At 64.2% G+C, this 14791-nt stretch carries 9 protein-coding genes; 5 read left to right on the top strand and 4 right to left on the bottom strand.

Features of this window, described 5'->3' with window-relative positions:
• The first annotated feature begins 45 nt into the window (after positions 1-45).
• Together LB532_RS18140 and LB532_RS18135 are read left to right on the top strand one after the other, a co-directional pair.
• Positions 46-996, top strand: coding sequence for an SPFH domain-containing protein (locus tag LB532_RS18140; RefSeq protein ID WP_140641653.1), 951 nt, complete (start codon positions 46-48; stop codon positions 994-996).
• A gap of 24 nt (positions 997-1020) precedes the next feature.
• Positions 1021-1485: an NfeD family protein gene (locus tag LB532_RS18135; protein WP_140641654.1), complete on the top strand. Its 465-nt coding sequence runs from the start codon at positions 1021-1023 to the stop codon at positions 1483-1485.
• A gap of 114 nt (positions 1486-1599) precedes the next feature.
• On the opposite strand, the gene LB532_RS18130 is transcribed toward LB532_RS18135, so the two are convergent.
• Positions 1600-2601, bottom strand: coding sequence for an SIS domain-containing protein (locus LB532_RS18130; RefSeq protein ID WP_140641656.1), 1002 nt, complete (start codon positions 2599-2601; stop codon positions 1600-1602).
• A gap of 227 nt (positions 2602-2828) precedes the next feature.
• On the opposite strand from LB532_RS18130, the gene LB532_RS18125 reads away from it, so the two are divergent.
• Positions 2829-4610: an outer membrane beta-barrel protein gene (locus LB532_RS18125; RefSeq protein ID WP_181169435.1), complete on the top strand. Its 1782-nt coding sequence runs from the start codon at positions 2829-2831 to the stop codon at positions 4608-4610.
• A gap of 53 nt (positions 4611-4663) precedes the next feature.
• Here the strand turns inward: LB532_RS18125 and galU are convergent, their stop codons facing one another.
• Positions 4664-5578, bottom strand: coding sequence for a UTP--glucose-1-phosphate uridylyltransferase GalU (galU, locus tag LB532_RS18120; protein WP_181169436.1), 915 nt, complete (start codon positions 5576-5578; stop codon positions 4664-4666).
• A gap of 201 nt (positions 5579-5779) precedes the next feature.
• Here galU and LB532_RS18115 point away from each other — a divergent pair, with 201 nt between their 5' ends.
• Both LB532_RS18115 and LB532_RS18110 read left to right on the top strand, forming a co-directional pair.
• Entirely contained in the window at positions 5780-7003 is a 1224-nt protein-coding gene (locus LB532_RS18115; RefSeq protein ID WP_140641658.1) for a lytic murein transglycosylase, read from the top strand.
• A gap of 90 nt (positions 7004-7093) precedes the next feature.
• Positions 7094-8314: a DUF459 domain-containing protein gene (locus LB532_RS18110; RefSeq protein ID WP_140641659.1), complete on the top strand. Its 1221-nt coding sequence runs from the start codon at positions 7094-7096 to the stop codon at positions 8312-8314.
• A 139-nt stretch (positions 8315-8453) separates the two neighbouring features.
• Here the strand turns inward: LB532_RS18110 and LB532_RS18105 are convergent, their stop codons facing one another.
• Entirely contained in the window at positions 8454-9908 is a 1455-nt protein-coding gene (locus LB532_RS18105) for a glutamate synthase subunit beta (RefSeq protein ID WP_140522407.1), read from the bottom strand.
• A 142-nt stretch (positions 9909-10050) separates the two neighbouring features.
• The gene (gene gltB, locus LB532_RS18100) at positions 10051-14775 is read right to left on the bottom strand and encodes a glutamate synthase large subunit (RefSeq protein WP_140641660.1); all 4725 of its coding nucleotides are present in this window, start codon (positions 14773-14775) and stop codon (positions 10051-10053) included.
• Positions 14776-14791: the final 16 nt, after the last annotated feature.

The raw sequence follows: 14791 nt of genomic DNA, 5'->3' as shown, positions 1-14791 counted from the left end.
TGCGGGAGAATGGCTCCCATGGCTTGCCTTTTGAGGGAGAGCCAAATGGATTTCAGTGGTTTCGATATCGCGATTATTGTTCTGGTCGCCCTTGTCGTGCTGGTGCTGTTCAAAGGCATAAAGACCATCCCGCAAGGCTACAATTATACGGTCGAGCGCTTTGGCCGTTACACGAAAACGCTGTCGCCAGGCCTCAACCTCATCGTGCCGTTCATCGATCGCATCGGCGCCAAGATGAACATGATGGAGCAGGTGCTCGACGTTCCGAGCCAGGAGATCATCACCCGCGACAATGCCATCGTCGGCGTCGACGGCATTGCCTTCTTCCAGATCCTCAACGCGGCGCAGGCGGCCTACCAGGTTTCGGGCCTGCAGAACGCCATCCTCAACCTGACCATGACAAACATCCGCACCGTGATGGGTTCGATGGACCTCGACGAGTTGTTGTCGAACCGCGACGCCATCAACGAGCGCCTGCTGCGCGTGGTCGACGAAGCGGCTCATCCCTGGGGCATCAAGATCACCCGCGTCGAGATCAAGGATATCAATCCGCCGGCCAACCTGATCGAATCGATGGGCCGGCAGATGACGGCCGAACGCAACAAACGCGCGCAGATCCTTGCCGCCGAGGGCCTCAAGCAGTCGCAGATCCTCGAGGCCGAAGGCCGCAAGGAAGCCGCCTTCCGCGATGCCGAGGCACGCGAGCGCTCCGCCGAAGCGGAAGCCCGCGCCACGCAAGTGGTATCGGAAGCGATCTCCAAGGGAGATGTGCAGGCGCTCAACTACTTCGTCGCCCAGAAATACACCGAGGCGCTGGGCAAGATCGGTTCGGCCACCAACAGCAAGATCGTGCTGATGCCTTTCGAGGCGTCGTCGCTGATCGGCTCGCTGGGCGGCATCGGCGAGATCGCCAGGGAAGTGTTCAAGGGCGACGGGCCGGCCGGCACGCAACGGCAGGTCTCACGACCTCCGGTCGTCAGGCCGAGCGACAACTAATGTCTTTGTGAGTGGATCAAAACCATGATCGACCGCATCGTTTCCGAACTCGGCCCGTGGAACTGGATGGTTCTGGGCTTCGTGCTTTTGGCGATGGAAATCATCGCACCGGGCATCTTCATGCTGTGGACCGGCATCGCCGCGCTGATCGTCGGCGCGGTATCGCTGCTGGTCTGGGATGCGGCCATCTGGACCTGGCAGGTCCAGGTGCTCGCCTTCCTCGCGCTGTCGCTGGTCTCGGCATTGGTCGGCAAGAAACTCATCGGTGGACGCAATGAGCCGACCGACCAGCCGCTGCTCAACCGTCGTGGCGCGCAGATGATCGGCAGGATGGCGACGCTGGCCGAACCGATCCGCGACGGCCGCGGCCGCATCAGGCTCGGCGACACGCTGTGGCGCGTCTCTGGCCCTGACCTGCCGGCCGGCACCCAGGTGCGCGTCACCGGCGCCGCCGACACCGATCTCGAACTGACCGTCGAGCGAGTGTGAAACCGGCTCCGCGCTAGCGCAATTCCAAGAAAAATGTGTACGGTTTTCCGTCCGGAATTGTGCAAAAACAAAGAGATAGAGCAGTTCGCCGTTTCCGTGAAACGGTGAACTGCTCTACGCGGCGCCGATGCGCAAAAGATCGTGGAGATGAACGAGCCCGACCGGCTTCTTGCCTTCCACCACCATCAGGCTGGTGATGGCTGAATTGTTGATCGTCTGCAGCGCGGTCGCCACCAGCGTGTCCGGCGCGGCGGTCTTGGGGGATCTCGTCATCACCTCATCGACGGTCATCGCCGTCAGGTTGCTGCCTATGTGACGCCTGATGTCGCCATCGGTGACGATGCCGATCAGCGCGCCGTCGGCAGCGGTGACCGCTACGCAGCCGAAGCCCTTGCGCGACAACTCCAGGATCGCGTCCTGCATGCCGGTGCCCGAAACGACCAACGGCAACCTCTCGCCGACATGCATGATCTCGCGGATCTGCATCAGGTTGGCGCCGAGCTGGCCGCCGGGATGGAAGGTGCGGAAATGGTCGGGCGTGAAACCCCGCGCCTCGAGCAGGGCGATCGCCAGTGCGTCGCCCATCACCAGTTGCAGCAGTGCCGATGTCGTCGGCGCCAGCCCGTGCGGGCAGGCTTCCGGCGCTCGCGGCAGCAAAAGCACGACATCGGCGGCGCGCGCCAGCGCCGATGTCTCACCGGACGTGATTGCAATGAGCGGGATTGAGAAGCGCCTGGAATAGGCGACGATGCCCATCATCTCCTTGCTTTCGCCCGACCATGACATGGCGATGATGGCATCGTCCCTGGCGATCATGCCGAGATCGCCGTGATTGGCTTCAGCGGGGTGAACGAAAAAGGCCGGCGTTCCGGTCGAGGCCAAGGTCGCGGCGATCTTCGAGCCGATATGGCCGCTTTTGCCGACGCCGGTGACGATGACCCGGCCTTCGATCCGCGAGATCATGTCGACCGCTTCGGCAAACGGCTTCGCCAGCCCGTTTTCGAGCGCCTCGGCCAGGGCCGCCACTCCCGCCTGTTCGGTCGCCACCGTTCTTAGCGCCGAAGCGATAGAGGCCTGTCTGTCCAACGGCTTCTTGTCGAGGGATCGCGCATCCATGGCCGATGCGATTAGCGCTTTGTGCCGCGCCTGTCCAACGGAAATGCCTCCCCCGACCGTCTGAGACAGCAGTCCGGATGAACGAAGCGCAAGCTCACAAATGTCGAGGCCTGGAACAATGAGCGCTTGGAACAGCAATCGCCCTCCGCCTCAACCCTCCGTTAACCATCCCCATTTACGGTTCGGTAAGTATGGCGCGCGCTCGCGCCGCGCAAGCAGTGGTGGCGATGTCCGGGGCCCAGTCAGGAAAGACGAGAAGGCGAAAGAGCAAGGCTGCCTGCGCCTTGCTGCTGGCGACCAGCATCTTCGGGCTGCTGCGCCCGACCCTGTCCTTCGCCCAGGAAACGGAATTGCGCGGCGAGGTCTCGGAATCGGCGATCTTGTCCGACCAGCAGCGCAAGGCGAGACTGGCCGCCATAGCCGGCCAGGGTCAACAGCAGCCGGCCAACGCCGCCGGGCAGGACGACACCCCCTCGCGCACCTATCTGCCCGCCAGCGCCGGCGCTGTTTCCGACGATAGCGATGCCGCCTCGCCCGCCGGGAGCATCTTCGATCCGCCGACGGCAGGTGACGACGCGACCGCCGGCAATCCGCCGCCGCCCAAGCCACGCCTGCCATCGGCCACCAGGCGGGCCAATGCGGACAAGGCCGCCGACAAGGCGAAGACAAAGAAAAAGAACACCACCGCGACGACCGACGCGACCACGACCGCCAGCACGACGACAGCCGACGATGCCGACGCCATCGGCACCGGCACCGACCAGGAGACTGCCAACCGCCGCGCCGTCACCATTGACAGCGTCGACCGACAGAAGCTCGATCCGGGCGCCGAACGCACGGCTTCCATCGAAGGACAGAAGACGAAAGCCGAGGACGATCCGTTCGCCGCACCGGGCGTCAAATGGGGCTCTTTCGTCATAAGGCCGACGCTGGAACAAGGCCTGACCGCCACCTCGAACGGCGATTCCAGCAGTGCCGGCAAATCGGCGCTGCTGTCCGAGACGGCGCTGCGCTTTTCCGCTGCCTCCGACTGGCGCGAAAACTCCGCGACCATTGACGGTTATGGCCTCTTCCGCGAAACCGTCTCGGGCTACCCGGTTCACAATGAGCAAGGCCGCATCGAGGGCCAGCTCAATGTCGACCTCGACAACGAGCAGCGCGCCGTCGCCAAGCTCGGTTACGAGGCCGTGCCGGAATCGGCCTCGTCGCCCGACGCCATTGCAGGCGTCAGCAAGCAGCCGCTGCGCCAGACCATCGACGGCAGCCTCGGCATCGAAAAGGACGTCGGCAAGGCGCAATACACCTTGACCGGCGCGGTCTCGCACGACTTCTACGGCGACGCCAAGCTTTCTGACGACACCTCGCTGTCGCAGAAGGATCGCAACTCCACGCTTTATACGGCGACCTTGCGCACCGGCTACGAAATCTCCCCTGCCCTTACGCCTTTCACCGAAATCGAGCTCGGGCGCAGGGCCTATGACCAACGCTTCGACAATGAAGGCTTCGAGCGTTCATCGACGCGGCTCGGTGCCCGCGCCGGCCTCGAGCTCGACATGGGCGAGAAGCTCGCCGGCGAGTTCTCGGCCGGCTGGCTCCGGGAAGCGATCGACGACGACCGCCTGGGGGCGATTGCGGGTGCCACCGTGGATGCCGACCTGAAATGGTCGCCCGAACGCGGCACCACGATCGGCCTGACCGGGCGGACCACGGTCGAGCCCACGACCACCGCAGGTGAAAGCGGCGACATTCTCTATTCCGGTCGCCTCACGGCCGAACGCCAGATCCGCGCCAACCTGACCGGCAATGCCGCGCTGGGCCTGGACTGGCGCGATTATATCGGCATAGACGGCCATGACAGGGTGCTGAGCGCCGAAGCCGGGCTGACATGGTGGCTGAACCGCTACGCCGGCCTCACCACCCGTGCCAGGACCGAGAAGCTCACCAGCAACCTGCCTGGCCGCGACTACACCGCCAACAGCATCTATCTCGGCTTGAAGGTGCAGCGGTAAAGCCCGGCCACCGTGCCAAGCGCCGTGCCTCCAGACGTCGGCGAGTCAGCCCCTTATAGCGCCGCCCCGAGGCGCTCCGAAGGCGCCATGTCGTCGAGGAGCCTGCGGATGACGCCGGCCATGCTCTGGTTCATGTCGTTGCGCCAGAGCGCGAAGGCCACATTGGCCTCGACGAACCCTTCCGGCGATCCGCAATCGAAGGTGCGGCCCTGAAAGTGGTAGCCGTAGAAGGGCTGCTGCTTCTCCAGCTTCAGCATCGCGTCGGTGAGCTGGATTTCGTTGCCGGCACCTTTCTCCTGGCCTTCGAGGATTTTGAAAATCTCGGGCTGCAATATGTAGCGGCCATTGATGTAGAGATTGGAGGGCGCGGTGCCGGTCTTCGGCTTTTCCACCATCTCGGTGATGCGGAAGCCATGATGGGTGGCTTCGCCCCGGCCGACGATGCCGTATTTATGGGTCTCGGCGGGATCGCATTCCTGAACCGCGATGATGTTGTTGCCGGTCTCGGCATAGAGGTCGACCATGTCCCTCATGCAGCTCTTTTCCGACTGCATGATCATGTCGGGCAACAACAGCGCGAACGGTTCGTCGCCGACCAGTTCGCGCGCGCACCAGACGGCATGGCCAAGTCCGAGCGGCACCTGCTGGCGGGTGAAGCTGGTCTGGCCCGGCGCAGGCTGCAGCCGCTGCAGCCTGGCGAGCTGGTCATCCTTGCCGCGCTGGGCGAGCGTGTCGTAGAGTTCGAACTGGATATCGAAATGATCCTCGATGACCGCCTTGTTGCGGCCGGTGACGAAGATGAAATGCTCGATGCCCGCCTCGCGCGCCTCGTCCACCACATATTGGATGACGGGCCGGTCGACGACGGTAAGCATTTCCTTGGGGACGGCCTTGGTGGCCGGGAGAAACCGCGTGCCGAGACCTGCGACCGGGAAAACTGCCTTGCGAACTCTCTTCATGCCTTCAATTATCCGTTTGCAGGCCGGCTCCGCAATCCCGCGCCGCGACATTTTCACGCCGGAATTGAGGATTATCGGGCGGATGAAGGGAAACTTCCACCGGTAGAAGCATCGAGGCGCCTTTTCGTTCCAGGGGCGGCCTATGGTAAACCAATTCCTAACCTGGTTCGGCGATGAATGATCTTTCCCAAGACGGAGAAGGAGGAAAAGATGTCCGTTCGCAATGCCGCAAAGCGTTTCACCAGCGTCATGACGGCCGCCAGCCTCTCGCTCGCCATGCTGATGCCTGCCGGCCCGGCCTTCGCCGATGCCGGCTTCCGGCAATGGGTCGCCGGCTTCCGCGCCACCGCGGTGCAGGGAGGCGTTTCCGGCGCCGTCTATGACCGGGCCTTCAGGGGCATCGACGAACCCGATCCGGTTGTACTGGAAAAAGCCCGAACCCAGCCGGAATTCACCGCGCCCGCCTGGGATTATTTCGACAACCGCGTCCACGACCAGTCGGTCGCGGTCGGCCAGCAGATGGCCAGGAAATGGAAGCCGTGGCTGGACAGGATCGAGGCGAGGTTCGGCGTTGACCGCAACGTCCTGCTGGCCATCTGGTCGATGGAATCCAACTATGGCGAGATCCTCAAGCGCGACGACATCATGCGCAATGTCGTCCGCTCGCTGGCGACCCTGGCCTATGGCGATCGGAAGCGGTCGAAATATGCCCGCACGCAACTGGTCGCCGCACTGAAGATCCTCCAGACCGGCGACATCGACGAGAGCCACCTCACGGGATCCTGGGCGGGCGCCATGGGCCAGACCCAGTTCATTCCGACCAGCTACCAGCACTATGCCGTGGACATGGATGGCAACGGCAAGCGCGACATCTGGAATTCCATTCCCGATGCCCTGGCGACATCAGCCAATCTGCTCAAGAAGAATGGCTGGCAGGCAGGCAAGACCTGGGGCTACGAGGTGGCCTTGCCGGCCGGCAAGCTGCCCGCAGGTTCCAGGACGCTGGCGCAATGGCAGGCGCTCGGCGTGGTCAGGGCCAGCGGCAAGCCGTTCAGGAACCTAAGCGACAAGGCGACGTTGAAAGTGCCGGATGGCCGCGGCGGCCCCGCTTTCCTGATGATCAGGAATTTCTCGGTCATCAAGGCCTACAACAACGCCGACAAATACGCGCTTGCCGTTGGCCTTCTTGCCGACGAGATCGCCGGCTCTAACGGCCTCGTACAGGACTGGAAACGGCCTTTCACCAAGCTGACGTTCGAGGAACGGCAGGAATTGCAGAAGCGGCTTTCCCAGCACGGCCTTTATGATGGCAAATTCGACGGCAAGATCGGCGACGGGTCGAAGTCGGCCATCATGGCCTATCAGGCAAAGGTCGGCTTGACCCAGGACGGCTATCCGAGCATGGAAGTGCTCAAATGGCTCAGGCAAAAATAGGGCCTGTCATGAACTGGAGCAATTCCAGGAAAAGTGTGAACGGTTTTCCGTCCGGAGTTGCGTCAAAACAAAGAGTCTAGGGAGGAGCGATTGGCTTGGGCTGCGCGCATCGGGACGTTCGTTCCCCGCATGCTGGTGCTGGTCCTGGCCGTCGCCGTGCTCGCCGTCGCCATGGCAGGCGCCTTCCATGCGCCTGCCATGGCGCAGGAGCAGCAAAGCCGCGGCTGGTCATTGCGTGACCTTCTGTTCCCGCGCCGCAGCGAGCGGATCGAGCCGCCGCTGGACATCCAGAAACCAAGGCCCAGGCCCAAGACAAAAAAGCCGCGCGCGCCGCGTCCGCCCGCGGAACCGGAAACCCCGATCGCCGAGAAGGCGCCGGACGCCCGTGCCGTCCTGGTGGTCGGCGATTTCATGGCGGCCGGGCTCGCCGAAGGTCTCGACACCGCCTTTGCCGAGAATACCGGCGTCAGGATCGTCGTTCGCTCCAATGGCTCGTCGGGCTTCGTGCGCGACGATTTCTACAATTGGCCGGAACAGATCAAATCATTGATAGAGACCGAAAAGCCCGCCGCCGTGGTCGTGATGCTCGGTTCCAACGACCGCCAGCCGATGAAGGTGGGGGATGTGCGCGAGCAGCCCCGTTCCGAGACCTGGACCAAGGAATACGAACGTCGCACCGAAGCGTTCGGCAAGGCCATCGCCACGGCCAAGGTGCCTTTCCTGTGGGTCGGCATGCCGGCGTTCAGGGTTTCGAAGATGACATCCGACATGCTCGCCTTCAACGACATCTATCGCCAGGCGGCCGAAAGCCATGGCGGCGAATTCGTCGATATCTGGGATGGATTCGTCGACGAGAACGGCGCCTTCGTCACCAGTGGCCCCGACATCAACGGCCAGCCCGTGCGGCTGCGCTCCGATGACGGCATCAACATGTCGAAGGCCGGCAAGCGCAAGCTCGCCTTCTATACCGAGAAGCCGCTGATGAAGGTCCTGGGCCTGGCCGCGCCGGGAAGCGTCGCCCCGACCGCTGCTCCTGCCGGCGCGCCGGTCGAGGCGCCGGCGCCCGCCGCCGCTCCCATCGTCATTGACCGCACCGCGCCGATGCTGCTCAGCGATCCCGCGCTCGACGGCGGCACGGAACTGCTCGGCGCCGGACCGCCCGCGAAGGCCAACCCGGGCCTGCCCGGCGAAAAACTGGTGGTCGAGGGCAAGGCGCCGGTGGCTTCGCCCGGCCGCGCCGACGATTTCGCCTGGCCGCCCAAGACAAATCCAGCGGCCGCCGCTGGCACGACGACGGCCATCATTCCTTAGCAGCGCGGAGAGCCGAGACCGTTTCGGAACTCGCTCCTGCAAGTCATATGATCGGAGCGGAACGTACTTTGGGTACCTGAGCACCGGAAGCGCAGAAAACGCCTTCAGATGGCCGCAGGAGTAGAGTTTCCAAACGGGCTCAGCGGGGCAGGACGCTCGAACCCATCAATGCCTCGTCGATCGAACGCGCTGCTTGGCGACCCTCGCGGATCGCCCAGACCACCAGCGACTGGCCCCGGCGCACGTCACCCGCGGCATAGAGCCTGTCGACGCTGGTCCGGTAGTCGCGGTCATTGGCCTCGACATTGCGGGAGCGCCGGCTGTCGGTGACGATCTTCATCTCCCCTTCGAGCTCCGACACCACGCCGGCCATGGCCGGCCCGGCAAAGCCGATGGCGATGAAGGCGAGATCGGCGCGGATGACGAACTCGGTGCCGACGATCGGCCGGCGCTTGTCGTCGACCTCGCAGCATTTGACACCGGTCAGCTGGCCTTCCTCGCCGATGAATTCGAGTGTCGCCACCTGGAATTCGCGCTCGGCGCCCTCGGCCTGCGAGGAGGAGGTGCGCATCTTGGTCGCCCAGTAGGGCCAGACGGCGAGCTTGTCTTCCTTCTCCGGCGGCTGCGGACGGATGTCGAGCTGCGTGACGCGCACGGCGCCTTGGCGGAAGGCGGTGCCGACGCAGTCGGAAGCGGTGTCGCCGCCGCCGACGACGACGACATGCTGGCCGCTGGCGATGATCGGGTGCGACGGCCACGCCACCGACTGGATCGGCTCGCCGCCGACACGCCGGTTCTGCTGCACCAGATACGGCATCGCGTCATAGACGCCGCCGAGATCGTCGCCGGGGATGTTGGCCGCGCGCGGGGTCTCGGATCCGCCGCAATAGAGCACCGCGTCATGCTCGGCGAGCAGTTCGGCCACGGGCTTGTCGATGCCGACATTGACGCCGCAATGGAAGGTCACGCCTTCGCCCTGCATCTGCTCGATGCGGCGATCGATATAGTGCTTCTCGATCTTGAAGTCGGGAATGCCGTAGCGCATCAGCCCGCCTGGCCGGCTTTCGCGCTCGTAGACATGGACATCATGGCCGGCGCGGCCGAGCTGCTGGGCGGCGGCCATGCCGGCCGGGCCAGAGCCGATGACGGCGACGCGCTTGCCCGTCTTCCTCTCCGGCGGATAGGGCCTGATATGGCCGGTCTCGTAGGCCTTGTCGGCGATCGCCTGCTCGACCGTCTTGATGGCCACCGGAATGTCCTCGAGGTTCAGCGTGCAGGCTTCCTCGCAAGGCGCGGGGCAGATGCGGCCGGTGAATTCGGGGAAATTGTTGGTCGAATGCAGGTTGCGGATCGCATTGTCCCAGTCCCTGTTATAGACGAGGTCGTTCCAGTCCGGGATCTGGTTGTGGATCGGGCAGCCGGTCGGCCCGTGACAGAACGGAATGCCGCAATCCATGCAGCGCGCGGCCTGTTTCTCGACCTCCTTGTCCGACATCGGCAGCGTAAACTCGCGGAAATGCCGGATGCGGTCGGAGGCCGGCTGATACTTGTGCACCTGCCGGTCGATCTCGAGAAAGCCTGTTACCTTGCCCATAGTCCAGTTCCTGCTGTCCAGATGGTGCGGTTTTCGCCGCACCCGTTAACCTCTTCAGGCAGCCGTGGCAACCTTCCGCAAGAGGTCAAATTGTCAGTGACATGGAGCCGGGAAGCCTGGGCTTCCCGGCCTTTGCGAAGATCTATTCGGCCGCCACGCTCATGCGCATGCGTTCCATCTCGATCAGCGCGCGGCGGTATTCGACCGGCATGATCTTACGGAATTTCGGCCGGAACCCCGCCCAATTGTCGAGGATCTCGCGGCCGCGCACCGAACCCGTATAGTGCACGTGGTTCGAGATCAGCTGATAGAGCCGCTCCTCGTCATGGCTGGTCATGTCACCCGAGACGTCGACGCGGCCCTTGTGGTCGAGGTCACCGCCATGGTGCAGCAGCCTTTCCATCAGGTCGTCTTCTTCCGGCACCGGCTCCAGCTCGACCATGGCCATGTTGCAGCGCTCGGCGAAATCGCCCGCCTCGTCCAGCACATAGGCAACGCCGCCTGACATGCCGGCGGCGAAGTTGCGGCCGGTCTTGCCGATGACGACGACGATGCCGCCGGTCATGTATTCGCAGCCATGATCGCCGACGCCCTCGACGACGGTGACGACGCCCGAGTTGCGCACCGCGAAGCGCTCGCCGGCGACACCGGCGAAATAGGCCTCGCCTTCGGTAGCGCCATAGAGCACCGTGTTGCCGACGATGATGGACTCGGCCGCGACGATCTTGGCTTCATCCGGCGGCCGGATGACGATGCGGCCGCCCGACAGGCCCTTGCCGACATAGTCGTTGCCGGCGCCGACCAGCTCGAAGGAGACGCCGCGGGCCAGGAAGGCGCCGAAGGACTGGCCGGCCGTGCCGGTCAGCTTCACCTGGATCGTATCCTCGCGCAGGCCCTTGTGCTTGAAGCGCTTGGCCACCTCGCCCGACAGCATGGCGCCCGCCGAACGATCGACATTGCGGATGTCGACCTCGATCTTGACCGGCTGCTTGGCCTCCAGTGCCGGCTTGGCGAGCTCGATCAGCTTGCGGTCGAGCACGTCGTCGATCGGGTGCTTCTGCCGCTCGGTCCAGTGCACCGCCTCATGGGGCGCATCCGGCTTGTAGAACATCTTCGAGAAGTCGAGCCCGCGCGCCTTCCAATGCTGGATCACGTCGCGCTTTTCCAGGAGATCGGCGTCGCCGATGATCTGGTCGATATGGGTGAAGCCCATTTCGGCAAGCAGCCCGCGCACCTCTTCAGCGACATAGAAGAAGAAGTTGATGACGTGCTCGGGCGTGCCCTTGAAGCGCTTGCGCAGCACCGGATCCTGCGTCGCCACGCCGACCGGGCAGGTGTTGAGATGGCATTTGCGCATCATGATGCAGCCGGCCGCGATCAGCGGCGCGGTCGAGAAGCCGAACTCGTCGGCGCCGAGCAGCGCGCCGATGATGACGTCGCGGCCCGTGCGCAATCCGCCATCGACCTGCAGCGCCACGCGCGACCTGAGACCGTTGAGCACCAGGGTCTGGTGCGTCTCGGCAAGGCCCATCTCCCACGGGCTGCCCGCATGCTTGAGCGACGTCAGCGGCGAGGCACCCGTGCCGCCATCGTAGCCCGAGATGGTGATGTGGTCGGCGCGTGCCTTGGCGACACCCGCCGCGACCGTGCCGACGCCGACTTCCGACACCAACTTGACCGAAATGTCGGCCGCCGGGTTGACGTTCTTCAAATCGTAGATCAGCTGCGCCAGATCCTCGATCGAATAGATGTCGTGATGCGGCGGCGGCGAAATCAGGCCGACGCCGGGCGTCGAGTGCCGGACCTTGGCGATGGTGGCGTCGACCTTGTGGCCGGGCAACTGCCCGCCCTCGCCGGGCTTGGCGCCTTGCGCCACCTTGATCTGCATGACGTCGGAGTTGACGAGATATTCGGCCGTCACGCCGAACCGTCCGGAAGCGATCTGCTTGATCGCCGAACGTTCGGGGTTCTTGCCGCCGCCGGGCAGCGGCAGATAGCGGTCCGCCTCTTCGCCACCCTCGCCGGTGTTCGACTTGCCGCCGATGGCGTTCATGGCGCGCGCCAGCGTCGTGTGCGCTTCCCTGGAGATCGAGCCGAACGACATCGCGCCGGTCGAGAAACGCTTGACGATCTCGGCCGCGGGCATGACGTCGTCGAGCGCGACCTTCTTGCGGCCGGTTTCGGCGGCCATCTTGATCTTGAACAGGCCGCGAATGGTCTGCGCGCGCGCCGTCTCGCTGTCGATCTGCGCGGAATACTCCTTGAAGGTGTCCCAAGAACCCTGACGCACGGCGTGCTGCAAGGTGGCGACCGCGTCGGGCGACCACATATGCGCCTCGCCGCGCATGCGGAACAGGTATTCGCCGCCGACATCCAGGCTGTTGCGCAGCACCGGATCGTTGCCGAAACCATCCGTATGGCGCCTGAACGTCTCCTCGGCGATCTCGTCCAGCCCGACGCCTTCGATCAGCGTGGCGGTGCCGGTGAAATACTTCTCCACGAAATCGGTCTTCAGCCCGATGGCGTCGAAGATCTGCGCGCCGCAATAGGACTGGTAGGTCGAGATGCCCATCTTCGACATCACCTTGAGGATGCCCTTGCCGATCGACTTGATGTAGCGCGAGACGACTTCGTAGGCGTCGACCTCTTCAGGCAGTTCGCCGCGCTTGTGCATGTCGAGCAGCGTATCGAAGGCGAGATAGGGATTGATCGCTTCGGCGCCGTAGCCGGCGAGGCAGCAGAAATGATGCACTTCACGCGGCTCGCCGGATTCCACGACGAGCCCGACCGACGTGCGCAGCCCCTTGCGGATCAGATGGTGATGCACCGCGGCCGTCGCCAGAAGCGCGGGAATGGCGATGCGGTCCGGTCCGAGCTGGCGATCGGACAGGATGATGATGTTGTAGCCGCCGGCGACCGCCGCTTCCGCCCGCTCGCAGAGGCGGTCGATGGCGCCCTGCATGCCGGCCGCGCCCTCGATCGAGGCATAGGTGATGTCGATCGTCTTGGTGTCGAACCGGTCTTCGGTATGGCCGATGGAGCGGATCTTTTCGAGATCGCCATTGGTCAGGATCGGCTGGCGTACTTCCAGCCGCTTGCGGCGCGAACTGCCGACCAGGTCGAAAATGTTGGGCCGCGGCCCGATGAAGGACACCAGGCTCATCACCAGCTCCTCACGGATCGGGTCGACGGGCGGGTTGGTGACCTGGGCGAAGTTCTGCTTGAAATAGGTGTAGAGCAGCTTTGATCTGTCCGACATCGCCGAGATCGGCGTGTCGGTGCCCATCGAACCGACGGCTTCCTGGCCTGTGGTGGCCATCGGCGACATCAAGAGCTTGGTGTCTTCCTGGGTGTAGCCGAACGCCTGCTGGCGGTCGAGCAGGCTGACATCCTTGCGCAGCGCGCGCGGCTCGACCGGCTTCAGGTCCTCCAGGATGAGCTGCGTGTTGGCGAGCCAGGTCTTGTAGGGATGCCTGGTAGCGATCTCCGACTTGATCTCCTCGTCGGAAACGATGCGGCCCTTGGCAAGATCGATCAAAAGCATGCGGCCGGGCTGCAGCCGCCACTTCTGGACGATCTTTTCCTCCGGCACCGGCAGCGCGCCGGCCTCGGAGGCCATGATGACCCGGTCGTCGTCGGTGACGATGTAGCGCGCCGGGCGCAAGCCGTTGCGGTCGAGCGTGGCGCCGATCTGGCGCCCGTCGGTGAAGGCGACCGCGGCCGGCCCGTCCCACGGCTCCATCAGCGCCGCGTGGTATTCGTAGAAAGCCTTGCGGTCGGCGTCCATGAGCTTGTTGCCGGCCCAGGCTTCCGGGATCAGCATCATCATGGCGTGGCTGAGGCTGTACCCGCCTTGGAACAGGAACTCGAGCGCATTGTCGAAACATGCGGTGTCGGACTGGCCCTCATAGGAGATCGGCCAGAGTTTGGAGATGTTGTTGCCGAACAGCTCGGAATCGACCGACGCCTGGCGCGCCGCCATCCAGTTGTTGTTGCCGCGCACGGTGTTGATCTCGCCATTGTGCGCGACCATGCGGTAGGGATGCGCCAGCTTCCACGACGGGAAGGTGTTGGTGGAGAAGCGCTGGTGGACGAGGATCAGCGCCGTTTCGAAGCGCGGATCGGACAGATCCTTGTAATAGGCTCCGACCTGATAGGCCAGGAACATGCCCTTGTAGACGATGGTGCGCGCCGACAGCGACACGCAGTAGGCGCCGATGTCCTTGTTGTCGTTCTCGGCGTAGATGCGGCCCGATATGACCTTGCGCAGCAGATAGAGCCTGGCTTCGTACTCCTCGTCGTCGGGAATGTCGGCCGTGCGGCCGATGAAGACCTGCCGGTGGAACGGCTCGGATGCCACGATATCCGGAGCCTTGGAAAGCGACGAATTGTCGACCGGCACGTCACGGAAGCCGAGCAGCGGCAGCCCCTCGGATTGCGCCGATTCGGCAATGATGTCCTCGACATGGGCGCGCAGCGCAGCATCCTGCGGCATGAACCAATGGCCGACGCCATACTGCCCCGCCGGCGGCAGCTCGACGCCCTGCGCGGCCATCTCCTCGCGGAAGAAGCCGTCGGGTATCTGCACCAGCACGCCCGCGCCGTCGCCCATCAGCGGATCGGCGCCGACGGCGCCGCGATGCGTCAGGTTTTCGAGCATGGAAAGCCCGTCCTCGACGATCGTGTGCGACTTCGCGCCCTTCATGTTGACGATGAAGCCCACACCGCAGGCATCGTGCTCGTTGCGCGGATCGTAAAGGCCTTGGGCGGTCAAACCGGTGCGGCGGGTATTGGTCAGGGTTTTGACGGCTGCCGCTTTCGTCTGCGCGGCCTTGCCGTTCGTCGCAGCGTGCGTCAATTCCGTCATCGTCCTGTCCTCCATT

This window comes from Mesorhizobium sp. ESP-6-2 (assembly GCF_020164675.1).
Classification (GTDB): Bacteria; Pseudomonadota; Alphaproteobacteria; order Rhizobiales; family Rhizobiaceae; genus Mesorhizobium.
Note: the sequence above shows the minus strand (reverse complement) of the source record. Positions and strands in the feature narration are given on the sequence as shown.

What these genes read in the sequence shown, in the direction of transcription:
- LB532_RS18140 (WP_140641653.1), top strand. Translation starts at nt 46, where the DNA reads ATGGATTTCAGTGGTTTCGATATCGCGATTATTGTTCTGGTCGCCCTT.
- LB532_RS18135 (WP_140641654.1), top strand. Translation starts at nt 1,021, where the DNA reads ATGATCGACCGCATCGTTTCCGAACTCGGCCCGTGGAACTGGATGGTT.
- LB532_RS18130 (WP_140641656.1), bottom strand. Translation starts at nt 2,601, where the DNA reads ATGGATGCGCGATCCCTCGACAAGAAGCCGTTGGACAGACAGGCCTCT.
- LB532_RS18125 (WP_181169435.1), top strand. Translation starts at nt 2,829, where the DNA reads ATGTCCGGGGCCCAGTCAGGAAAGACGAGAAGGCGAAAGAGCAAGGCT.
- LB532_RS18115 (WP_140641658.1), top strand. Translation starts at nt 5,780, where the DNA reads ATGTCCGTTCGCAATGCCGCAAAGCGTTTCACCAGCGTCATGACGGCC.
- LB532_RS18105 (WP_140522407.1), bottom strand. Translation starts at nt 9,908, where the DNA reads ATGGGCAAGGTAACAGGCTTTCTCGAGATCGACCGGCAGGTGCACAAG.
- gltB (WP_140641660.1), bottom strand. Translation starts at nt 14,775, where the DNA reads ATGACGGAATTGACGCACGCTGCGACGAACGGCAAGGCCGCGCAGACG.